At 70.4% G+C, this 22,276-nt stretch carries 21 protein-coding genes; 14 read left to right on the top strand and 7 right to left on the bottom strand.

Annotation, left to right across the window (positions count from 1 at the left end):
• Nucleotides 1-75: 75 nt before the first annotated feature.
• Together K2224_RS16440 and K2224_RS16435 are read left to right on the top strand one after the other, a co-directional pair.
• A complete protein-coding gene (locus K2224_RS16440; protein WP_221907251.1) occupies nt 76-735 on the top strand; it encodes a LysE family translocator in 660 nt (219 codons plus the stop codon).
• 83 nt (nt 736-818) lie between these two features.
• Entirely contained in the window at nt 819-1,493 is a 675-nt protein-coding gene (locus K2224_RS16435; protein WP_221907250.1) for an HAD family phosphatase, read from the top strand.
• Between the two features lie 358 nt (nt 1,494-1,851).
• Here the strand turns inward: K2224_RS16435 and K2224_RS16430 are convergent, their stop codons facing one another.
• Nucleotides 1,852-2,511, bottom strand: a complete 660-nt coding sequence (locus K2224_RS16430; RefSeq protein WP_221907249.1) for a pentapeptide repeat-containing protein — start codon at nt 2,509-2,511, stop codon at nt 1,852-1,854.
• Nucleotides 2,512-3,100: 589 nt separating this feature from the next.
• On the opposite strand from K2224_RS16430, the gene K2224_RS16425 reads away from it, so the two are divergent.
• Together K2224_RS16425 and K2224_RS16420 are read left to right on the top strand one after the other, a co-directional pair.
• Entirely contained in the window at nt 3,101-4,528 is a 1,428-nt protein-coding gene (locus K2224_RS16425; RefSeq protein WP_221907248.1) for a DUF6351 family protein, read from the top strand.
• Between the two features lie 75 nt (nt 4,529-4,603).
• Complete coding sequence (locus K2224_RS16420; protein WP_221909745.1) at nt 4,604-5,467, top strand: PaaX family transcriptional regulator C-terminal domain-containing protein; 864 nt, start codon at nt 4,604-4,606, stop codon at nt 5,465-5,467.
• Here the strand turns inward: K2224_RS16420 and K2224_RS16415 are convergent.
• The 4 genes from K2224_RS16415 to K2224_RS16400 are packed head-to-tail and all read right to left on the bottom strand — an operon-like array spanning nt 5,458 to nt 9,264.
• Entirely contained in the window at nt 5,458-5,916 is a 459-nt protein-coding gene (locus K2224_RS16415) for a MaoC family dehydratase (protein ID WP_221907247.1), read from the bottom strand. The two genes, K2224_RS16420 and K2224_RS16415, sit on opposite strands and share 10 nt — an antisense overlap.
• Entirely contained in the window at nt 5,913-7,436 is a 1,524-nt protein-coding gene (gene menE / locus K2224_RS16410; protein ID WP_221909744.1) for an o-succinylbenzoate--CoA ligase, read from the bottom strand. Before menE ends, K2224_RS16415 begins: the two co-directional genes overlap by 4 nt.
• An 11-nt stretch (nt 7,437-7,447) precedes the next feature.
• The gene (locus K2224_RS16405; protein ID WP_221907246.1) at nt 7,448-8,347 is read right to left on the bottom strand and encodes an amidohydrolase family protein; all 900 of its coding nucleotides are present in this window, start codon (nt 8,345-8,347) and stop codon (nt 7,448-7,450) included.
• Entirely contained in the window at nt 8,347-9,264 is a 918-nt protein-coding gene (locus K2224_RS16400; protein WP_313904776.1) for an SDR family oxidoreductase, read from the bottom strand. Before K2224_RS16400 ends, K2224_RS16405 begins: the two co-directional genes overlap by 1 nt.
• 227 nt (nt 9,265-9,491) lie before the next feature.
• On the opposite strand from K2224_RS16400, the gene K2224_RS16395 reads away from it, so the two are divergent.
• Nucleotides 9,492-9,917, top strand: coding sequence for a MarR family winged helix-turn-helix transcriptional regulator (locus K2224_RS16395; RefSeq protein ID WP_221909742.1), 426 nt, complete (start codon nt 9,492-9,494; stop codon nt 9,915-9,917).
• Between the two features lie 261 nt (nt 9,918-10,178).
• Here the strand turns inward: K2224_RS16395 and K2224_RS16390 are convergent, their stop codons facing one another.
• Nucleotides 10,179-10,601: a MarR family winged helix-turn-helix transcriptional regulator gene (locus tag K2224_RS16390; protein WP_221907245.1), complete on the bottom strand. Its 423-nt coding sequence runs from the start codon at nt 10,599-10,601 to the stop codon at nt 10,179-10,181.
• A 164-nt stretch (nt 10,602-10,765) separates the two neighbouring features.
• Between K2224_RS16390 and eno the strand changes: the two genes are divergently transcribed.
• The 6 genes from eno to K2224_RS16360 all read left to right on the top strand — a co-directional run bounded on the left by eno (nt 10,766) and on the right by K2224_RS16360 (nt 17,007).
• Nucleotides 10,766-12,073, top strand: coding sequence for a phosphopyruvate hydratase (gene eno / locus K2224_RS16385; RefSeq protein ID WP_221907244.1), 1,308 nt, complete (start codon nt 10,766-10,768; stop codon nt 12,071-12,073).
• Nucleotides 12,074-12,416: 343 nt separating this feature from the next.
• Nucleotides 12,417-12,923: a winged helix-turn-helix domain-containing protein gene (locus K2224_RS41670; protein ID WP_399020062.1), complete on the top strand. Its 507-nt coding sequence runs from the start codon at nt 12,417-12,419 to the stop codon at nt 12,921-12,923.
• Nucleotides 12,872-13,036: a hypothetical protein gene (locus K2224_RS16375; RefSeq protein ID WP_221909977.1), complete on the top strand. Its 165-nt coding sequence runs from the start codon at nt 12,872-12,874 to the stop codon at nt 13,034-13,036. Before K2224_RS41670 ends, K2224_RS16375 begins: the two co-directional genes overlap by 52 nt.
• Nucleotides 13,037-13,158: 122 nt before the next feature.
• Nucleotides 13,159-13,491 carry a hypothetical protein gene (locus K2224_RS16370; protein ID WP_221907242.1) on the top strand — a complete coding sequence of 111 codons (333 nt, stop codon included), beginning with the start codon at nt 13,159-13,161 and terminating at the stop codon, nt 13,489-13,491.
• Nucleotides 13,492-13,615: 124 nt separating this feature from the next.
• Nucleotides 13,616-16,024, top strand: coding sequence for an SdrD B-like domain-containing protein (locus tag K2224_RS16365; RefSeq protein ID WP_260692685.1), 2,409 nt, complete (start codon nt 13,616-13,618; stop codon nt 16,022-16,024).
• A gap of 302 nt (nt 16,025-16,326) precedes the next feature.
• Complete coding sequence (locus tag K2224_RS16360; RefSeq protein ID WP_221907240.1) at nt 16,327-17,007, top strand: hypothetical protein; 681 nt, start codon at nt 16,327-16,329, stop codon at nt 17,005-17,007.
• 16 nt (nt 17,008-17,023) lie between these two features.
• Here the strand turns inward: K2224_RS16360 and K2224_RS16355 are convergent, their stop codons facing one another.
• Nucleotides 17,024-18,361 carry a right-handed parallel beta-helix repeat-containing protein gene (locus tag K2224_RS16355; protein ID WP_221907239.1) on the bottom strand — a complete coding sequence of 446 codons (1,338 nt, stop codon included), beginning with the start codon at nt 18,359-18,361 and terminating at the stop codon, nt 17,024-17,026.
• A 102-nt stretch (nt 18,362-18,463) separates the two neighbouring features.
• On the opposite strand from K2224_RS16355, the gene K2224_RS16350 reads away from it, so the two are divergent.
• The 3 genes from K2224_RS16350 to K2224_RS16340 all read left to right on the top strand — a co-directional run bounded on the left by K2224_RS16350 (nt 18,464) and on the right by K2224_RS16340 (nt 22,176).
• The gene (locus K2224_RS16350) at nt 18,464-19,621 is read left to right on the top strand and encodes a Dyp-type peroxidase (protein WP_221907238.1); all 1,158 of its coding nucleotides are present in this window, start codon (nt 18,464-18,466) and stop codon (nt 19,619-19,621) included.
• A gap of 160 nt (nt 19,622-19,781) precedes the next feature.
• Complete coding sequence (locus K2224_RS16345; protein WP_221907237.1) at nt 19,782-21,497, top strand: sensor histidine kinase; 1,716 nt, start codon at nt 19,782-19,784, stop codon at nt 21,495-21,497.
• The gene (locus tag K2224_RS16340; RefSeq protein WP_221907236.1) at nt 21,490-22,176 is read left to right on the top strand and encodes a response regulator transcription factor; all 687 of its coding nucleotides are present in this window, start codon (nt 21,490-21,492) and stop codon (nt 22,174-22,176) included. The genes K2224_RS16345 and K2224_RS16340 overlap by 8 nt, the downstream gene beginning before the upstream one ends.
• Nucleotides 22,177-22,276: the final 100 nt, after the last annotated feature.

The following is a 22,276-nucleotide window of genomic DNA, read 5'->3' as shown; positions in this document are numbered from 1 at the left end:
CAAACACCGCCATTCCTGCCCGGTTTCGGGCAGAAATCTAGACGTTCCAGGGGACTCAACCTAAGGTGATCACTCATGATCACCCTGGACGCAATAGGGACTTTCGCTCTGATAGTGGGACTCCTCACGCTCACTCCCGGACTGGACACAGCACTCATCCTGCGCACCGCGGCGCTCGGGCACCGCCGCCGTGCCTGGGGCGTGGTCCTCGGAATCCAGAGCGGCACGCTGGTCTGGGGCACGCTCGCCTCGCTCGGTGTGACCGCGCTGCTGACCGCGTCTCATGTCGCATACCTGACTCTTCGTTGGGTCGGCGCCGCGTACCTGGTGTGGATGGGCGGCAGGCTGCTGTGGGCCACCTGGCGCCACTCGTCGAGCGGGAGTCCGCAGACGGCGGGGGACGGAGCCGGGGCGACGGCCGGGACAGGCACCGGCGACAACCTGCTCGCCGGCTGGCGGCAGGGAATCGTGACCAATCTCCTCAATCCGAAGATGGGCGCCTTCTACGTCGCGGTTCTCCCGCACTTCATCCCCGCCGGTGCCGCGCACCTCGGTGCGGGCGTGCTCCTGGCCGGTGTGCACATCCTGCTGGCTGTCGCCTGGGCCTGTGCGCTGATCACCTTCGCCCGCGTGCTCCGAAACCGCCTGCACCGGCCCTCGGCCCGCCGTTGCCTCGACCGCATCACGGGCACGGTCATTGCCGCTTTCGGCATCCGGCTCGCGCTCGGACAGTGAGGCGCCGGTCGGCGCAGCCGCCCGGCCGCCGACAGCCACCGAACGCGCGATCCGCACATCACCCAAAGGGAAAGGACATCTGCATGCGCTCGCTCCCCACCGGCACCGAGGCCGTGGTCTTCGACTGCGACGGCCTGCTGGTCGACACCGAAGGTTGCTGGACCGTTGCGGAATCGGCCATCTTCGCGGCACACGGCCATCCCTTCGGTCCCGAACAGAAGGCGCTGGTCATAGGCCGCACGGTGGGGGCCGCTGGACAAGCCATGGCCCAGTACCTCGGGCGTCCGCACGCCGGTGGCGAACTCGCCGCCGAACTCCTCGAAAGAGTCCGCAAAGAGCTGTCCCGCGGCGCCGCGGCCCTCCCCGGGGCGGCGGAACTGGTGCGCGCCTGCCGCGCTGCCGTACCCGTCGCCGTAGCCAGCAACAGCCCCCGGGAACTGCTGGACGCGGCGCTGTGGTCGGCCGGTCTCGCCGACTGCTTCGCCCACTCGTTCGCCGCCGACGAGGTGCGTTCCCCCAAGCCCGCACCAGAGCTCTACCTCACGGCATGCGAGGCCCTGGGCGCGACCCCCGAACGCTCCGTGGCCTTCGAGGACTCGGCCACGGGTATCGCCTCGGCGCGTGCTGCCGGGCTCTACGTCGCGGTGGTGCCGTCCCTTCCCGGAGCCGATCTCGACCACGACTGGCTGGGTACCAGCCTGGCCGAACCCGAATTGCTGGAATGGGCCGAAGGGCTGCGAGACGGCACGGACCACTGATCCACTCGTCTTCGCGCGGCCCCGCTCGCACGACCCGTCGGTCACGTCTCTGGACGTGGCCGGCGGACAGACCCTGACGAACTACTACCCGCCGCCGCTTCGGGGCACTGGCGGACCTGCCTCGTGAACGACGCGTTCCCCGACGACCTGGCGCAGCGGCAACGCGACCTCCGGCAGGCGCACCCCGACGTCAAGGCGTTCCTCGACGGGCGCTCTTGCTCCCCGGGCGCACCATCCCGGGACTCGGTCGTCGTCCCCTTGCCGTTTCCCGCCGTTTGCCCGACGACGAAGCCCGAGCCCTCGGCGCAGTTCACCATCAGGGCGGTAGGCGGTAGCCACCGACGTGGGTGAAGGCCCGTCAGTCGTCGCTCACGGTGAGGCCGATGTGCTGGGCCAGGTCGGGTGCCAGGTCGAACAGCTGGGGCGTGCTGATCGTGGCGCCGTTGAGGGAGTCGATCCCGGAGGCGATGCCCAGCGCGGTGGCCTCGCGCAGATCGACCCCGGTCAGCGTGGCCCGGTCGAGTCGCACCCGGTCCAGGGTCGAGCCGGGGAAGCGGACATCCGCCAGTCGCGCTCCGCCGAAGTCCACGTCCCGCAGGAGGCAGCCGACGAAGGCGACGTCCTTCAGCGAGGTCGCGCGCAGGTTGACCGAGTCGAACTTGCACTGGTGGAAGACGACGCGGCGCATCTCACTGCCGTGGATCTCGGTGCCGGCGAAGATGCTGGCGGCGCACTCGCTGTCCAGCCAGGTGGTCTCGGCGAGGTTGGTTCCTACCATGCGGACGGTGTGCAGCCACACCTCGTCGAACCGGGAGCGCCGCAGACGGCCGCCGTTGAAGGAGACCGAGGAGAAGGCCGACTGGCTGAAGAGGGAACTGCCCGCTTCTCCGCCCTCGAAGGTGGTGCCGTCGAAGTGCAGCCATTCGTAGGCGCCTGCGTGCTCGATCTCGCCGATGAAGGGCTCAAGGCGGTCTGCATACGGCAGGGCGGCCAGGTCGCGGGGGGTGTTCACGTGCATGGGATGTCTTCCGGGACGAACGAGGGCGGGCATCCCCCGCCGCGGCCCTGTGAGGCCCGGGGTGGGGGAGCGCCCATGCTGACCCCGCCCGCACTGTTCTTCCTAATCGACGCGAACCCGAGAGACGCCTCCGAAAGGCCATCGACCATCACCACAGGATCGTGAAAAATCCGGCAAATGAGACGCATGGGCGGCTTGCTGTTGTGATGTTCACCCGGCGTGCAGGTGTCGAAAGTCCTGTCGCGGGCACCCGCAGACGGCCAAGGTGGCTCCTGCGCAGGGGAGTTGGGGGGCAAACAGCTCGGCTCGGCGGTCGAGTACGGCTTGGAGGCACGGTTCCCTGAAATCGATTCTGCGCTGTGCCCCCCTGATCGCCGGATCCACAGATCGTGCTCACAGGCAGCCCTGGGCAACCAGAGGAGAGGCGTCCCTGGCGCGCATGCGTCACCCTGATCAGCCGAAGTCAGTGACGAACTACCGGTAAGGGGCTGCCGGACGCGGTCGCGGCAAGATATGTTGTGCAGTTAATTGACGGTCGCAATTGTGGAGCCCAGCGTCGCCGCTCGCGCCAGCCACCCTTGGAGTCCGTATGACATCGACACGTCCCCGCCGCCGTACCGGACGGGCCGCGGCGTTCGGCTGTTGTGCCGCGTTGGCGGTGGCCACCGCCTGCGGCGGGGCCACCGGAACGGGAGCCGGGAGTGCCGGGGCCGCCAAGGCCGCCGCTCCCCACGCCCGGCACTACGCCGGTGAGCTCGCCGACGGTGCCGCCTGGATCGCCGATGTGCCGGACGACTTCAATGGCACGCTGATGCTGTTCTCCCACGGCTACGGGCCGCTCCAGGCACAGAACGCGCCCGACGCCATGACCCGTGACGCATTCCTCAAGCGTGGCTACGCGCTCGTCGGTTCCTCCTATTCGGGCAGCTCCCGGTGGGCCTTGAACGTCGCGGTGCAGGACCAGTTCGCGACCCTCGGCGCGGTCCGGAAGAAGGTCGGCAAGGTCGGCGAACCGAAACGCACCATCGCCTGGGGCCAGTCGATGGGCGGCCTGGTCAACTCCCTCATCGCGCAGCGGGGCAAGGGCCGCATCGACGGTGCGCTCTCCTCCTGCGGCATCGTCGCGGGGGGCATCGGCTTCAACGACTACCAGGCGGACGGCGACTACGCGATCAACCAGCTCCTCATCTCCGGCACACAGATCAAGATCGGTGGCTTCTCCTCCGACGAGGAGGCCGCCGCCTCCGGCAAGGCCCTGGCGAACGCCGTCCAAAGTGCCCAGTCCACACCGCAGGGCCGGGCCCGTACGGCGCTCGCCGCCGCGCTGCGCAACCAACCCGACTGGTTCAGCGGTCAGCAGCCGCCCTCTGTCCACGACTACGAGGCCCGCGCGAAGCAGCAGGCCGAGGGGCTCGTCAAGCTCTCCCTTCCCTTCACGCTCGGGGCGCGCTACCAGGTGGAGAAGGCCCAGGGCGGCCCCGTCTACTCCAACGTCGGTGTCGACTATGCCCGGTTGCTCCGTTACAGCAGCGATCTTCCCCAGGTCCGAGCGCTCTATGAGAAGGCGGGGCTTGACTTGGACGAGGACCTGCGGAGGCTCACGCACCACGCGCGCACCGAGGCCGATCCGGGCGCCGTGCGGAACATGGAGCGCACCGCCGTTCCCTCCGGCCGCCTCGCCGTGCCGAACCTCACCCTGCACACCACGGACGACCCGCTGAACCCGGCGCCCCAGGAGAGCGCGTACGCCCATAAGGTGCGCGGCGCGGGCGACGGCGGCCTGCTGCGTCAGACCTACGTACACGCCACCGGTCACTGCACCTTCAAGCCCGCCAACTGGCTCGCGGCCCTGAAGGCCCTGGAGCACCGCCTCGACACCGGCAGTTGGGGTGCGGCCACCGAGCCGCAGCAGCTCAACCAGGCGGCCCGGGAGGCGGCGGAGGGCAGCTACCCGCCGTTCGTCCGCTACACCGCTCCGGAGCTGGTCGGTGTACGGGGGCGCACCGGGACGCGCTGAGCGGAGGTGTCCGTGCCCTGGTCATACCGTCAGGGCGCGGACTGATCGGCGGAGGCTACGGTGGAGCGCGTGAACATGGAAGAGCCGCTGCGGCCCCAGTCCCTGCTGCTGACGTTCCTGGGTGACCAGGTGCTCGGGCGCGACGTCTGCGTGTACTCGGGCAGCGTCATCGAGGTCTTCGCGTGCGCCGGGGTGGGCGAGCAGGCGACGCGCTCGACGCTGACCCGCATGGTCAACCGCGGTCTGCTGCGCCGCCAGCGCGAGGGGCGCAGGATGTACTTCGGTCTGACCGGGCACTCGGCGGCCGTACTGCGCGACGGCGAGCGGCGGATCTGGGAGGAGGGTGCCGTCAACCGGGACTGGGACGGCACCTGGACCCTGCTCGGTTTCTCGCTGCCGGAGTCCTGGCAGCGCCAGCGCCACGACCTGCGTTCCAAGCTCGTCTGGAGTGGCTTCGGGCCGCTGTTCAGCGGGCTGTGGATCGCTCCCGGTGAGGTGGAGGTGTCATCGCTGGTGGCCGAGCTCGGACTGTCCGCCCACGTGAAGGTCTTCCGTGCGCACGCCGACGCCGGTATGGACGTCGCCGCGATGATCGAGGAGACCTGGGAGCTGTCCGAACTGGCCGGCCATTACGAGGCGTTCGTGCGGCGCTGGGAGTTGTGGGAGGCACGGCTGCCGGAGGCTGGGGACGTTCCCCCGGCCTCCGACCGGGGAGATCCCCGGCTCGCGCCGCTCGCGCTGCGGCTGCGGCTGCAGGCCGAATGGCTGCGGGTCATCCGCCGCGATCCGCGCCTGCCGGTCCGGCACCTGCCGGACGACTGGCCGGCGGGGCGGGCCGAGAAGGCGTTCCGGGCAGCGTACGACCGGCTGACGCCGCTCGCCCAGGACTCCGCCACACGCCTCCTCGACCTGGTTCCGGTACGCGACGATCAGGCGTAGAAGCGGGACAGGCTCCGCAGTACGGCCGCCGGCTTGGCGCCGCCCTCGATCTCGATCGTGCCGTCGACGGTGATCTGTACGCCGCCGCCCGGCACGTCCTCGACCGCCGCCAGCTTCCCGGCCAGTCGGATGCGGGAGCCGGCCTTCACCGGTGCCGGGAAACGTACCTTGTTCAGGCCGTAGTTGACCTTGGTGGCCACGCCCCGGACGTCCAGGAGTTCAGTGAACAGCGGGATGAACAGGGCGAGGGTCAGATACCCGTGCGCGATGGGGGCGCCGAAGGGGCCGGCCGCCGCGCGCTCGGGGTCCACGTGAATCCACTGGTGGTCGTCGGTGGCGCCGGCGAAGGTGTTGATCCGTTCCTGGGTGATCTCGATCCACCCGCTGGTGCCCAGGTCGCTGCCGGCCAGCTTCCTGAGTTCGGCGAGGCCGTTGACGGTGATGCTCATAGGGACTTCCTTTGCTGGGAGTTCGAGCCGTAGAGCTGGCGCACCTGGGCTTTGCGGAGCTTTCCGGAGGCGGTGCGCGGGAGTTCGTCCGCGATCACCACCGACTTGGGGATCTTGTACTTGGCGAGGCGGCCGGCAAGCGACGCGAGGACCTCGTCCGGGTCGAGCGCGACGCCTTGGCGGGGGACGAGGACGGCGCGCGGCACCTCGCCCCACTTGTCGTCCGGTACGCCGATGACGGCGCATTCGGCGACGGCGGGGTGGGCCAGGAGGTGGCCCTCGACCTCCGCGGGGTAGATGTTCTCCCCGCCGGAGATGACCATTTCCTTGATGCGGTCGACGATGGAGACGTAGCCGTCCTCGTCGATGCGGGCCGCGTCCCCGCTGCGGAACCAACCGTCCTTGAAGCAGGCGGCCGTCTCCTCGGGCAGGCCCCAGTAGCCGGCCATCACGTGCGGCCCGCGGACGACGACCTCGCCGGTCTCACCGACGTCGACCGGCGTGAGGTCCGGGCGCACCACCCGTACGTCGCTGAAGAAGTGCGGGACACCCGCCGAGCCCGCCTTGCCCACCGCGTGCTCGGCGTCCAGGAACAGCGTGCCGGGTGCGGCCTCGGTCATGCCGTACCCCTGGAGGAAGGTCAGACCGCGCTCCTGGTAGCGGGCGATCAGCGGCGTCGGTACCGGGGATCCACCGCAGTTGAGGGTCCGCAGCGAGGACAGGTCCGCCTCGGCCCAGCGTGGATGCCGCGCCACCTGGTCGAACATGGTCGGCACCCCGAACATGAAGGTGATCCGGTGCCGTTCGACCAGGTCGAAGGTAGCGTCCGGGTCGAAGGCGTCGGCCAGGACGCAGGTGCCGCCCTTCAGCAGCACCGGCAGAGTGAGCATGTTCAGCCCGGCGGTGTGGAACAACGGCGCGGAGACCAGAGCCCGTTCGTCGGCGGTCAGGTCGGTGTCGACCAGGACGTTGACGGCGTTCCAGGTCAGGTTGCCGTGCGTGAGCATCGCGCCCTTGGGGCGGCCGGTCGTCCCCGAGGTGTACATGATGATGCAGATGTCGTCGGCGGCGACCGGTTCGTCGAACGGCTCGGCCGACGCCCCGGCGACCGCTTCCTCGTAGTCGGCGCCCACTTCGAGGTACGTCCGTACGCCGGCGGTGCCCGGCAGCCCGGCGACGAGGCCGGCGTGGGACGGGGCGAAGACGAGGACCTTGGCACCGGAGTCGGCGAGTTGGTGGGCCGTCTCGGGGCCGGCCAGGCGGGTGTTGAGCGGGACGAAGGCCGCGCCGAGGGTGCCGGCGGCGAACAGCGTCTCCAGGAAGGAGGGGTGGTTGGGGCCCAGGTAGGCGATCCGGTCGCCGCGCCGGATGCCCCGGGCCCGTAGGGCGTGGGCGAGGCGGGTGGTGCGCGCGTACAGCTCGGCGTAGGTGGTCGTCGTGTCGTGGTGGATCAAGGCGGTGCGGTGCGGGGTCTTGCGGGCCCGGCGGGCGGGCCACGACCCCAGTCCCTCGTTGCGCATCGTCACGCCCCTTACGGTTTCGTCAGCCCGAGCAGGCGGGCGGCGTTCTCCTTGAGGATCTTCGGCCTGACCTCGTCCTTGATCGACAGCCTGGCGAAGTCGGCGAGCCAGCGGTCCGGGGTGAGGACGGGGAAGTCGGAGCCGAAGAGGACCTTGTCCTTCAGCAACGTGTTGGCGTACTGCACCAGTTGTGGCGGGAAGTACTTCGGTGACCAGCCGGACAGGTCGATGTGCACGCCCGGCTTGTGCGTGGCGACCGCGAGTGCCTCGTCCTGCCAGGGGAAGGACGGGTGCGCCAGGATGATCTTCAGGTGCGGGAAGTCGGCGGCGACGTCGTCCACGTGCAGCGGGTTGGAGTACTTCAGGCGGATACCGCCTCCGCCCGGAACACCGGCGCCGATGCCCGTCTGGCCGGTGTGGAAGAGCGCGAGGGTGCCGGTCTCCTCGATGACCTCGTACAGGCCGTACGCCACCGAGCGGTCGTTGGGGAAGAAGCCCTGGATGCTGGGGTGGAACTTGAAGCCCCTGACTCCGTACTCCTCGACCAGCCGGCGGGCCTGCCGCACACCCGCCTTGCCCCGGAAGGGATCGATCGAGGCGAAGGGGATGAGGACGTCCGCGTTGGCGGCGGCCGCCTCGGCGACGTCCTCGTTGGGGACCGGCGCGGTGCCGGTGGCGGATTCGGCGTCGACCGTGAAGATGACGGCCGCCATCTTCCGCTCGCGGTAGTACGCGGCGGTCTCCTCCAGGGTCGGCTTCCGCTCGCCCTCGACCTTGAAGTAGGCGGAGGAGGCGTCGTGCAGGTCATCGCCCAGGGAGGAGTGGCCCTTGGCGGACACCTCCGCGTGAGTGTGGACGTCGATCGCGGTCAGGTCGGCGAGGTTCAACCCGGGGTTCGCGTAGGGGGGCATCACGCCTCCGGGACGCGCGGTGCGGGGATGCCGACGGTCTCCGGTGCGGCGCCGACCGAGGTGTGCCAGGCATCGGCCAGGGTGTCCGGGGTCCAACCGCCGTCGGCGTAGGCCACCCTGACCTCCTGCGGGTGTGACCAGAGCGCCACCCGGTCGCCGCCGATGCCGATGGCCTGGCCGGTGATGGCGCGGGCGGCGTCCGAGACGAGGAACGGGATCAGGGCCGCGCAGTCCTCCGGGGTGCCGAAGCCCTCGCCCTTGCGCAGGAAATCGGGCAACGGCTCGCCGTTCTTCATGGCCGCGATGTACGGGGCGAAGGCGGGGATGGTCTCGGTCATCGCGGTCGCGGCGACCGGGATGACGGCGTTGACGGTGATGCCGGCGCGGGCGAGCTCCATGGACCAGGTGCGGGCCATGGCGGCGATGCCAGCCTTGGCGGCGGCGTAGTTCGTCTGGCCGAAGTTGCCGCGCTGGCCGGCCGGGGAGCCGATGAGGATCAGGCTGCCGCCCTCGCCCTGTTCGCGCATGCGGACGGCGGCCGCGCGGGCGCAGGTGAAGGTGCCCTTGAGGTGGGTGCCCAGCACCGTGTCGAAGTCGTCGTCGGTCATCTTCCACAGGACCCTGTCACGCAGGATGCCGGCGTTGGTGACCAGGGCGTCGAGTCGGCCGAACTCCTCGACCGCGCGGCCCACGAGCCGGTCCGCTGCCTCGGTGGTGCCGACCGGGACGACCTCGGCGACGGCGGTGCCGCCCGCGTCGGTGAGGGACTTGGCGGCCGCCGCGGCCACGGCCTCGTCGACGTCGTTGACGACCACGGAGGCCCCGTGCGCGGCCAGGGCGTGTGCGTAGGCGAGGCCGAGGCCCCTGCCGCTGCCGGTGACGACGGCGACCTTACCGGTGAGATCGATGGTGGGCACTGACGAGTCCCTTCGTAACGGCGCCGGCACGGCGCTCGATCGCAACATCGAGATCGAAGGTAAGAACAATGATTGTTAACGTCAATAGTTGTTCTCGGCCGATGCGATGCGACAGACTGTGCCCAGTGCCCAGACACGCCCCGTCCGGGGTCTTGACCAGGGAGTCCGCCATCACCCGCCAACCGCACACCAAGAGCCCGGCCCCGATCGACGCAGACGAGCCGTGGATGCGCGGGCTGCACGCGGACACCGGCTACCTCCTCTACCGGCTGGGTCTGCGCTCCGGGCAGCTGTTCAACGCCTTCCTCCAGGAGTCCGGAGTGCGGCTGCGCCACTATGCGCTGCTGCGGTTCCTCGCCACGTCGAGGGGAGCCCTGCAGCGAGAGCTGAGCGCACGGCTCGGCTACGACCCGAGCGCGATCGTCAGCCTGGTCGACGACCTGGAGAAACTGGGCTTCGTGGAGCGCCGGCCGACGCCCGACGACCGGCGCGGCCGGATCGTGGTGCTGACCGAGGACGGCCGCGCCTTCCTGCGCGACACCGACGCCTCGGGCCTGCGCGTGACGAACGAGCTACTGGACCCGCTCAAGCCGGCCGAACGGGAGACCCTGCACGCACTGCTGCTGCGGATCGCGGAGGCCGGACTCGACTGACGGAGGAACCCGTCAAACCAGCCTGGATTCCGGCCAGTTGGGCCGCGTAGCGCTGTCCGGACTGCTCGGCGCCCACCGAGTCGGTCGGCCGACCGTGGTGGGAGTCCCCGCTTGGGGCGGGGAGTGCAAGTCAAGGTCGACGGTGCCTCACGCGGCCCTGGTCCTGCTGTGGCGCACCGATCGGAACCGGTGCGCGAACGGAGGGCTTGGGCGCGCGTGCCGGGTGTCGCGACGGGGTGAACGTCGCCTGTCGGGGCCGGCCTAGCGTGCGGCGAGCCGCTCCAGCAGGGCGGCGCTGTGTGCCAGCAATGCCCGCTCCTCATCCGTGAGTTCGGCCTCGATGGCCTGCGCGAGCCAACCGGCCCTGCGGCCGCGCTCCGCTTCGAGCGCGGCTCGGCCCGCGTCCGACAGCTCGAACAGCGACTTGCGGCCGTCCGTGGGGTGTGCCCGGCGCGTGATCAGGTTCTGTTCCATGAGCAGCCCCACCGCCCGGGCCATCGACTGGGGGCGTACGCGCTGATCGACGGCGAGGTCGCTGGTGGTCATGGGGCCGTTGCGGTCGAGTGCACCGAGCACGGCCGCCTGACCCAGCGGGATGCGGTCCTCGTGTTTGACGCGTCGGGTGAGCTTGCCCATCGCAGTGCGCAGTTCGGTGGCGATGGCGGCGGCTTCCGGGGTGGGCATAGGGCACTTTATCCCGTTGACCAGCAAAGTTGTGCATCTGACCTGCACAGCAATGCTGTACAGCAAAACTGCACAGCATTGCTGTAGGGTTTGCCGTTGTCGGGCTCAGCGCCAGCGTTGTCGCAGCCGGGGCCACGGCAACACGACAACGGGAAGGAACTCCCATGTCCGCAAAGGCAGTCGGAACCGTCGAGGCCGCCATCGAGACCGTCACCGCCCGCCGGATCATCGACAGCCGGGGCAACCCCACGGTCGAGGTCGACGTCGTCCTGGCGGACGGGTCCCTGGGGCGTGCCGCTGTCCCCTCCGGCGCCTCCACCGGTGCCCGGGAGGCCGTGGAACTGCGCGACGGAGACTCCGCGCGCTGGCACGGCAAGGGCGTCGACCGTGCGGTGTCCCACGTCAACGGGGAGATCGCGGCGTCCGTGCGCGGCCGGGACGCGGCCGACCAGACGGGTCTCGACGCCGCGCTGGTCGCCCTCGACGGCACCGCCACGAAGTCCCGGCTCGGCGCCAACGCGATCCTCGGCGTCTCCCTCGCCGCAGCCAAGGCCGCTGCGGCGGCCCACCGCCAGCCCCTCTACCGCTACCTCGGCGGCGCCGACGCCCACCTCCTGCCGCTGCCGATGATGAACATCGTCAACGGCGGTGCCCACGCCGACAATCCGCTGGATTTCCAGGAGTTCATGATCGCGCCCGTGGGCGCGGACACCTTCGCCGAAGCGGTCCGCATGGGCAGTGAGGTCTTCCACACCCTGCGCCGAGATCTGCTGGCCGCCGGGCACGCCACGGGCGTCGGCGACGAGGGCGGCTTCGCGCCCGCGCTGCGTACGGCTGAGGAGGCGCTCGACTTCGTGATGACCGCCATCGAGCGCACCGGCTACCGCCCCGGCACGGACATCGGCCTGGTCATGGACCCGGCGTCGTCGGAGTTCTTCCGCGACGGGGTGTACGACTACGCGGGCGAAGGGGTGCGCCGCACCCCCTCCGAGCACGCCGACCACCTGGCCAAGCTCATCGACGCCTACCCGGTCGTCGCCATCGAGGACCCGATGGCGGAGAACGACCTGGACGGCTGGCGCGAGTTGACCGCCCGCGTCGGCGACCGCTGTCAGCTCACCGGCGACGACGTGTTCTGCACCAACGAGACGCTGCTGCGCGAGGGCATCCGCACCGGCGTCGGCAACTCGGTCCTGGTCAAGGTCAATCAGATCGGGACGCTGACCGAGGCGCTGGCCGCGGTGGCCACGGCCCACCAGGCGGGCTGGACGGCCGTCATGTCGCACCGCTCGGGCGAGACGGAGGACACCACCATCGCGGATCTGGCGGTGGCGACCGGCTGCGGTCAGATCAAGACCGGCTCGCTCTCCCGCTCCGACCGCACCGCGAAGTACAACCAACTGATCCGGATCGAAGAGGAGTTGGGCGACTCCGCGCGCTTCGCGGGCCGCTCCGCGCTGCGTCGGGTGTGAACGGCAGGAAGAGGTGGAGACCACGCGGGCCCCAGATCGGGCGGGGCCCGCACGCGTGCCGGGAAGACGGAACGTCCTGGGTTGTTCCCTCTTCCGCGTGACCTGCGCCGTCCCGGACCGGTCAGCGTGGCCGGTCGAACGGAGCCGACCGGTGCCGGATCAGGCATTGCTCTCCCTGTCGTGATGGGACGCGCTGCTCGGGGGTGATCCGCGCGGCGCGGCACCGTCATTTTGCGCAGGTGGCGGCACGAGTACGCGTGCGTGGGATCGACGACGAGGGGAAGCGGTTGCTGCGGATCGTTCGCGGGGTACCGGGTCGGTGGTGACCTGGTGGCGGGTCCAGATGGTTACCGCTGCCCGCGCAGGCCGAAATCGTCAACAGCACATCGATCAGCGACCTCGCCCGCCGCTGCCACCACCGCCTGAACCGGCACACCACAGGGCCTCCACCACCGTCGGAGACCGCCGGCTCCACCGGCCGACCACTCCCACCCACGGCATCGGGCTGACACCCCACGGGGTGGGCCAGGATGCAGCCCACTGGCGGGACTTGCTGGCGGCCGAACTGGAGAAAGGACCCGCTGCCCGCGGCTGGGTAGACGACCGACGCTGGACGCTGGCCCGGGTGGCCACCGTGATCGCACGGCGATTCCCTGTCCGCTTCAGCACCGCCCAGACCTGGCGCGTCCTGCATCAGATGGGCTTCACGGTGCAGGTCCCACTCCGTCGTGCCGTCGAGCGCGACCAGGACGCGGTGGCCACCTGGCTCAAGGAGACCTGGCCCCGCGTGGAAAGACGATGCGGGACCAGGACGCGTGGCGGTGCTTCGCCGACGAGTCGGGCCAGGTGAGTCTGGACCCGACCGGCAAGGGCCGACGCCGCTGGACGATGCGCTGGAAGGCCCCGCTCAACGCCCTCCAGATCGCTTTCGAAGGCCGACTCACCCCCACCACCAACCACTGAACCTCGACAACCAAGATCAGCCGTTGATTGGACAAGACCGATCCGGCCGTCACGTCGCTGTCGCGTACCCTTCCGGTCGCCATTCTCTGGGCGCTCGGGGATTATCCATCGGATCCCGAAGAATGTTCAGGGATCCGCTGGTGACGGCCAGGTTTGGGCGCATAGAATATCGCGCGCTGCTCGTGATGACGGTCGGCGGTGGGGGCGAGGATACCGTGATTGAGCTGCGAAAACACACAGGTCTGGGCGATCCTTTCCGAGGTTCTGAACGTGCGTTCGCATTTCCTGGCCTCCGGCTTTTACAGCTCGCCCGCAATAACCTCAAGCGATCACCGCAAAGCGGTCCATGCAACGGCAGTGGACCCTTTTTCTTGTCCGTGGTGTTCGTGACGAACTTCCGCGCCTGGGGCCGCGAAGGGGACGTGCGGCGAGAAGCGGGTGCTTCTTTTTCATGACAAGAGAAGTGTGGGGTGTGATGCCATGTACGGAGCCGGCAGAGACTCGCGCCGGTCGACCCCGAGGCTTGTGGGGCCGCTGGTGCGCATAGGGTTATCCGTTCTCCTACTGACGGGTGGCGCGGTGGGAGCGACGGCTGGAACGGCCACGGCTTCGACCGCCGACGGCACGCTGACGGTTGAGGTGCTGCGTGACTTCTTCGGCACCGGCGTGATCAACACGACGATGGACGTGCCGCAGCGGGGCATGAGGGTGGAGCTCTCCGACCCCGCCGGGCACCATGTCACCGGCGTCACTGATGCCACTGGGAAAGTCGTGGTGTCGCGGTCGAGCGTGCTGAGCGGCGGCCAGTACCGCGTCGACGTCAGCATCCCGGCGCCGTACAGGGACTACCTGCGGGCGGCGCCCGCATCGACGGCGGGGAACCACTTCGACAGCTTCACGTCGTTCGTGGATGTGTCGGGCGGCAAGAACGCCTCGGTAGTGACGGGAGTGTGGGATCCGGCCGACTACACGCTGCCGGACTCGCGCTATTTCGTACCGGTCCAGAACGGCGCCACCGGAACCGACACCCGGGCATTGGTGGCGTTCGGGACGAGGACCCGAGGTACGTGTCCTACCGCCGTGTCGTGCCCGGCCACGCTGGCCACGCAGGCCCAGGTGGGCACGACGTTCGGGTTGGCGTACGACAAGTACCGGAGCCGGCTGTTCCAGAGCGCGTTCGCCCGCCGGTACGCCCCGTACGGGCCGGAGGGCGCCGGCGCGATCTACACCGTGCCCGTCAGCGGCGGGGGCGCCCCAAAACCGTTCGCGCGGGTGCCGGGCGCCGCGGTGACGCCGCACGACGCGGCGCAGATGAACAAGGACGCCGGGTTCACCAACGCGCCGGGCAAGGAGAGCATCGGCGGTCTGGCCCTGTCGGAGGACGGCTCCACGCTGTACGCGGTGAACCTGCTGACCCACAGCCTCGTGAGCTTCGACGCGACGGGAGCCAGCGCCTCGGCGCCCGAGGCGACGGTGCCGATCCCGGACCCGGGGTGCGCGACGCCCGGTGACTGGCGGCCGTTCGGTCTCGCCAGGCACGACAACAAGCTCTACGTCGGCGGCGTGTGCGACGCGGAGAGCACGCAGCAGCGCGCGGACCTGAAAGCCGTCGTCTACACCTACGACGGCAAGCGGTTCACCACGGTGCTGACCCACCCGCTCACCTACAAGCGCGGAACCGTCTTCACCGGTGCCGGCGACATCGCCCAAGCCACCCACTGGAACCCCTGGAACACCACCCTGGCCACATGGGACGAGCGCAAGGTGGGCGGTGCCTTCATCGATCCGCAGCCGGAACTCGCCTCCCTGGCCTTCGGCCGCGACGGTTCGATGATCCTGGGCTTCCGCGACCGGTTCATGGACGTTCTCAGTGCCAAGGGGCTGGACCCTCGCCCGGGGAACAACACGCCGGAACTCGGCATGTCCGGTGGTGACATCACCATGGCCTGCGCCGACCCTGCCGGTGGATACGCGTGGGAAGGCACCGGCAAGTGCCCCGACCACGCCACGCCCGCCAACGACGGCGGTCAGGGCAACGGTGTAGTCGAATACTTCCCCGGCGACTACTTTGGCGGCGGGCACCAGGAGACCGCGCTGGGGGCGGTGGCCTACATTCCGCAGCAGCAGTGGGTCGTCAGCACGGAGTTCGACCCGACCACCAACATCGAGACCAGCGGGACCGGTTACTACGACATCACGACCGGTCAGGGCCCGGGCAACAGCCCGAACGCCAACGCCTACCAGTTCGTCGGCCAGGAACAGAACGGGTTCGGCAAGGCCGGCGGGCTCGGCGACATCGCGTACGCGGCGGCGAACGCGCCGATCCAGATCGGCAACCTCGTGTGGTTCGACGGCGACCACAACGGGATCCAGGACCCGGCGGAACCGCTGCTGCCCGGGGCGACGATCAACCTGCTGGACGCGGGCGGCAAGCGGGTCGCCACGACCAAAACCGATGCCGCCGGCGAGTACTACTTCGGCGGAGTCGGCGCCGCGTACCAGCTCACACCGGGCGCGAAATACACGGTGCAGTTCGACGTGTGCACCGCGGACACCAGCAAGGTGCCGAGCCGACCACCGGCGAGCGAGCTGCGGTTCACGCTCCCGCGAGCCGGTGCCGACCGTGCGCACGACTCCAATGTGACCCCGCCGACCACCGGGCAGTTGTGCAACGGCTCCGCGCCTGTCACGGCCCCGGACAAGCCCGGCGGGGTCGATCACACCATCGATGCCGGGGTCTACGTCCCGAAGGCAACACCGACCCCGACCCCGACTCCGACCCCAACTCCGAGCTCGCCACCGGCTGCTACGCCGCCGTCACCCGCGCCGCACGCCAGCAACCCGGCTCCGGCCGGTGGTGGCACGGGTTCGCTGGCACACACCGGTCTGTCCGGGCTGCCGCAGCTGATCACTCTTGCGGGTCTGCTGGTGGGTGCGGGCCTCTTCCTCGCGTTCATGAGCCGTAAGCGCCGAGTCCAGAAGCACTGAACGAACCGAACAACGGTGATCTGCCCGCCCCCGATGTGGACGGCGCGGTCGGGCAGATCACGTCTCGGCCGGTCCACGAGGGCCGGTCCTGGCGTCGTGTGTCACCGGACCGCCGAGGACCGCTGCGACCGCACGGGGGCCGAGCAGTGTGGTGATCGAGAGGGTGGATCAGAAGAGTGTCAGCGTCGAGTCGCGTGCGGAGCGCGAGAATCCAGCGAGCTCTACCGGGCCGTGCGGCTGACCGGCGCCGGTGGCCGTGGCCCCGCCGGGCGGCGGTCGCCACCGCCGTAGCGGTTGTCGCAGTGGGTGCCGCGTTCCTCGTCGTCGGCGGCTCCGGCTCCAATGGTCCGCGCGCACTGGCGTCGGAAGAGGCGAACCGACTGGCGATCACGCGGTTTCGCAACTACGAGGCGCACGGCCGCGCGGTGACGATCACTGTGCCGGGCGCCGCCGGTGGGTTGGTCGTCACCGGTTCCGTCGACTACCGGGGCAAGCTCGGTTACGGCGTGGTGCACGGCACCGGGCGCGACACATCCAGCGACGGGCTGATCGAGTGGACGGCTGCCTCGGTGTTCGTCCACCCGATGGCGAACGCCCCGGCGCACGCACCCGCGTCGCCGCCCCGCTCGGGCTGGTACGGCCGTCCGCTCCAGTCGTCCGGCAGCTCGCTGGACAGTTCACTGGCCATCGCACTCGGCCTCGGCAGCGACCGGCCGGACAACGCCGAACTGCTGCCGCAGAACGGCGCCGCCTGGTGGGGCCGGGACCAGGTGGACGGACACCGCGTGGACGTCATGACCGGGCCGTCCTCCCGCGACCGCCCCGGCACGGCGGGCAACGTGCGCTACTGGATCGGCTCGGACGGCACCATGTACCGGGTCCGCGCCAGTGTGAGTTCCGAACCGCAGCCGGTGGTCATCGATTTCGACAGCCGGAAGTACGTTCCGGTCAAGCCGGTACCCGGAGTCACCGCGAAGCCGTAGTCGCTGCTCAGGACGCTCATGACGTCTGCACCCGCGCGCCCGCGGCGAGCAGGGACGCCGACGGCAGCGGGATACCCGCGGTGTCCGGCAGGGCCGGAACGGCCGGGACGGCGGTGACGCCCGTAGTGAGGGCATCCGGGAACTGCGGCTGCGGACCAGGCGCTGCGACCTCGGTGAACGGGATTCCACCGGGTGCCGTCGGCACGGCCCACTTGCCGGCCGGCGAGGGCGACCTGTCCGGAAGTGGGCAGGAGGTGGCTGTCGCGAGCCGGGCGGGCACCGTGGTTCGCAGATCATTGCCGCGCAGGCAGTTGCCCCGCCCCCGGGTGGCGGTGGGGAACGTCCAGCCGACGTCGACGCCGTTGCCGGTGAACGTGTTGTCCACGATCTGGTTGCCGACCGGAGGTATGTCGGCGGTTGCGGTGATCACCAGCCCGACGTTGCTGTTGCCGGCGATGCGGTTGCGGATGAACTGGTTGTGGCTGCCGCCGTCGATGCCGATGCCGGTGCCCCACCCACCGTCGGCCTGCACCGGGGTGGCCCTCTCCTGGTTGGCGGCGATCAGGTTGCCCGCGATGACGGCGTCCTCTTGCGGGAGCAGCTTCTCTTGGTGGTCGGAGTCGGTGGTCAGGCCGACCCGGTTGCCGACCAGGCGGTTGCCGACCACGTACATGTCCCCGCTGGCGTTGGTGCCTTCATAACCGACCGCGTTGAGTTCGGCGACGTTGTCCCGCACCACGACGTGGCACGGCCTGCACTGCCCGACGTAGATCCCCGAGTCGGCCCCGCCCGACGCGTACGAGTGCTCGATGACACCGTTCTGTGCGGAGAACGCATAGATGCCGTACAGACCGTTGCGGGTCGCGGTCACATGCGAGACCAGGAACGACTTCAGGAAGGTGACCGGCTCGTCGCCGGTGTCGTAGCCCCCGGAACGCCCCGGCAGTCCGGCCGACGCCTTCGCCGAACCGGTGACCAGGACCCCGTTCTGCGTGTTGTTCTCCACGGTCAGGTTCTCCACGGCCACCCCGGGCGCCGCGACGACGACACCGTTCGGCTGCTGCAGCCGCCCGTCGATGACGACCTTGTCCCGGGACGCGCCGCGAAGAGTGATGTGTGCCGTGTCGATCCTCACCGATTCGTGGTAAACGCCCGGCGCGACCAGTACCAGGTCCCCGCGGTGGGCAAGCGACACCGCATCGGAGATCGTCGGGGCGTCGCCGGGTACTCGGATCGTCACATGTGCACCGCTCGGTCGCCGGCCTTGGCCCGATCCGCCGGTGTCGCCGCAGCCGACCACAAGTGCCAGCGTGGCCAGTACCGCTGCCACCACGCGCAGAGCCAATCGAGCCATGATCCCAGTCTCGCATGACCCGGACTCGTACGATGCCCAATTCCACGCCAGAATAGGGAAGTTGACCGGCATCCATGATTCCGGTGTGGCACTCTGCCAACCATGCACCGAGCCGATCACCACCCGTCGCGCCGCACGTTTCTCGATGTCACCGGCGCCATGGCGGCCGCAGGTCTGATCGCCGGGTGCACATCGGACTCCGCACATCCAGGACGGCACGCCCCTTCGGCAGCGGCCACACAATCGCCGGTTCCGGCGACGGGCCGCCATCAGGCAGGCATCACCCTCCCTCAGCCGGCCCAGCCCCATCTGCTCGCTGTGGTGGCCGACCTCGGTGCCCCCGGGGCCGCCGGCCCGTTACTGGCCGAACTCGGCCAGGCCGTCCGCACACTCACCACGGGGACCGACCGGCGGCTGCTGGGCCTGCCGCCGGGCGACCTCACCGTGACCGTCGGCGTGGGCCCCCGGCTGGTCCGCGCGGCTGGTGCTTCGCTGCCCGGCGCGACCGACCTCCCGCGATTCTCCCGCGAGCGGATCGCCCCCCGGACACGCGGCGGTGACCTGCTCATCCAGATCTGCGCCAGTGACGCACTGCTCCTGCCGGTCGTCGCCGCCGCGCTCCTGGACCAGGCAGGTGACCGCGTCCACGAACGCTGGCGGCAGTCCGCACGCCGCGGTACCAACGTGCCCCTCGGCAACGGTCTCACCGCGCCGCGAAACCCGCTCGGTTTCATCGACGGCATCGTGGGCCCGCACACGGCCGCCGAACAACAACGAGACCTGTGGCTGGCCGGTCCCCCCGCCGTCGCCGGCGGCACGCTTGCCGTAGTGCGGCGCATGGAACTCGACCTGCCGCGGTTCGCCGCACTGTCCGTAGCCGAGCAGGAGGCGGTCTTCGGGCGGCGCCGGGCCAGTGGCGTCCCCCTTTCCGGCGGCACCGTCGCCGCGAGCCCGGACCTCGGCGCCAAGATGCCGGACGGACGTTATCTCGTCCCCTCGGACGCCCACGTGCGCAGGGCGAATCCCGCAGTGGTCGGCGCCGGCCTCATGCTCCGCCGCTCCTACAGCACCGACGAGCCGGCCCCCGGCCTGCTCTTCATCAGCTTCCAGAACGACCTGCGGACCTTCACCGCCACCCTCACCCACATGGACACCTCCGACGCGCTGCTGCGATTCACCACCACAACCGCCAGCGCGACCTTCCTGATCCTCCCCGGCTTCGACCGGCAACACCCGCTCGGCTCCCGGATGTTCGGTTGATCAGCGGCGGCGTCGCGGCTGCGACCCATCACGGATGAGGCGTCCGGAGAGCGGGTCGGTGCCTCCGTCGTGGGGAGGGGAGGCCCTCTGCCAGTAGGTAGAGGCAGGTCGTCCGTGGGGCGCAGCGGATACCCGTGCACAGCCGCCGATAATCGACGTCATGTCGTCCAGCGCATCACCTGCTGTTGAGAACCGCCCGGCTCGCAGCCCCTTCGCGGGGCCCGACGAGCGGGGGCGGCAACTGTGGCGGGCGGGGGGTGAGGCGGTCCTGGCCGCGGTGCTGGTGCTGCTCACCTACCTGGGCGAGTCGTCGATCGAGGCCAGGCTGGTGGGTCGGGTCCCGGCTCTGGCGGTCATCGGCATCGCTCTGGTGCTGGTGCGGCGCCGACTTCCGGTGGTCGGTGTGGTCGGGCTCGCGGCGCTGATGGGGGTGGCGCCCGCGGCGGCGTTGCTGACCGCGGTCGCGGCCTACACCGCCGCCCGGCAGTGGGAGACGCCGCGGCGGCGGGTGGGGCTGCTGCTCGGGGCGGCCGGTGCGGCGATGGTGACGTGCGCGGTGTCCGCGCCCGTGCTGGAGGTGGGCAGTTGGGTGTTCGGCCTGGCGCTGGGCGCGGTGCTCGCGGTGACCACGGTGGTGGTGCCCGGCCTGGTGGGCACTGCTGCGGGGCAGCAGGACCGGCTGTTGCGGGCGTTGCGGGAGCGTACGGCCGCCGCGGAGGAGGCGCGGCGACTGGCGGACAGCGAGGCGCGGGTGCGCGAGCGGACGCGGATCGCCGCGGAGATGCACGATCTGGTCGGGCACCGGCTCAGCGTGGTCTCGCTGTACTCGGACGGGTTGGAGCTGGCACTGGGCAAGGAGGCGCCCGGGCTGCAGGACGCGGCCGCCGTGGTGGGCCGTGCTGCCCGCGACGCGATGCGGGAGTTGCGGGAGGTGCTGGGGGTCCTGGGCCCGGTGGGGCAGGATGCCGGCACCGATGCGCTGACGGACGCGACGGGTACGCGCGGGGACATCGAGGGGCTGGTCGAGGACTCCCGCGGGGCCGGCATCCCGGTCGAGCTGCGCTGGGAGGGTCCCGATCTCGATACGCGGCCGGCCAGGGTACGGCGGGCGGTGCACCGCGTGGTGCGCGAGGCGCTGACCAATGTCCACCGGTACGCGGTCGGAGCGCATGTGTCCGTCTTGGTCCGCCACACCGGCGAGCGGGTGGAGGTGCGGGTGCGCAACGGTGTGCCGCCCGTGCCGCCCACCGCCACCACTGGGCTCGGCACCGGGCGTGGGCTGATCGGGCTGCGGGAGCGGGTGGCGCTGCTCGGCGGTGCACTGGAGGCGGAGCGGACGCCCGGTGGCGGCTTCACCGTGACCGCCGACATCCCTGCCGAGGCGGGGCCCGGCGCGGAGCCGACGGAGACCGAGCCGCAAGGGGAGGGCCCGGGCGCCGCTGTCGAGGAGCCCGGTCGCGGGCCGTCCGCCTTCCAGCGGCGTCTCGGAGGTGCCGTCATCGGGCTGGTCGGCCTGGCCGGGGTGGGGGTGATGATGCTGTTCGGGCTCGTTCTGGTGCACGGTGCGCAGCTGGGCGCCCAGTCTCGGAGCAACGAAGTGCCTCGGGTGGGGATGGCGCGGGAGCGGGTGGAACGGGCTGTGTCCTTCGACTCCGACACGGTGCGCGCGGCCGCCGCCGGGCGTGAGCCGGCGCGGCCGGCATCCGCCACGGACTGCCTGTATCCGTACGTGGACAACGGGTCCGAGGGCGGGCGGCTGGAGATCGTCCGCTACTGCTTCCGGGCCGACACCCTGATCGCGATCGACCGATTCAGCGTTCCGATGGTCACGGAGAAGGTGACCGAACCGCCGCATGGGAGAAGGACACATGACTGACCAGGCCAACTCCGTGGGCTCCGGGGCGGGTTCCGCGATCCGGGTACTGCTCGCCGATGACGAGGAGATGATCCGGCACGGGATCCGGCTGATCCTCCGGCACACGGACGGCATCGACGTGGTGGGCGAGGCGGTCAACGGCGCCGAGGCCGTCCGGCTCACCGCCGAGCACCGGCCCGATGTGGTGCTCCTCGACATCCGTATGCCCGTCCTCGACGGGCTGGCGGCCATTGAACCGCTGATCGCGCTCGACCCCGCGCCGCAGGTCGTCATGCTCACCACCTTCGGCGACGAGGAGAACGTCACCCGGGCCCTGCGGGCGGGTGCCACCGGCTTCCTGCTGAAGGACGAGGGGGCGCAGGAGCTGATCCGCGCGGTGCGGGCGGCGGCCGCAGGGGATGCCGTGCTCTCGCCGGGCGTCACCGGGACGGTGATCCGGCGGATGCTGAGTGGCGGCGGGCCCACTGCCCCCGAGAGCAGGGTGACGGGGCTGACCGGCCGGGAGCGGGAGGTGCTGGTCATGCTGGGGGAGGGGATCTCGAACCCGGAGATCGGCAGGCGGCTCGGCATCGGCGTGGGGACGGTCAAGAGCCACGTCCGGTCGATCCTGGAGAAGACGGACTGCGGCAGCCGGGTGCAGGCGGGGCTGCTGGCGCACCAGGCCGGGCTCATGGGCTGAAGCATCCGGTCGGGGCCGCCTCTTCGCCTTCGGGCGGAGCGGGCGGCCCTCTCCGTTGGCAGAGGGGCCGTGTCTGTCTGTCGGTAGAGGGGGCGTGGTC

Origin of the sequence: Streptomyces sp. BHT-5-2, assembly GCF_019774615.1 — a bacterium.
Taxonomy (GTDB): Bacteria; Actinomycetota; Actinomycetes; order Streptomycetales; family Streptomycetaceae; genus Streptomyces.
This window is presented reverse-complemented; position numbering and strand designations above follow the sequence as displayed.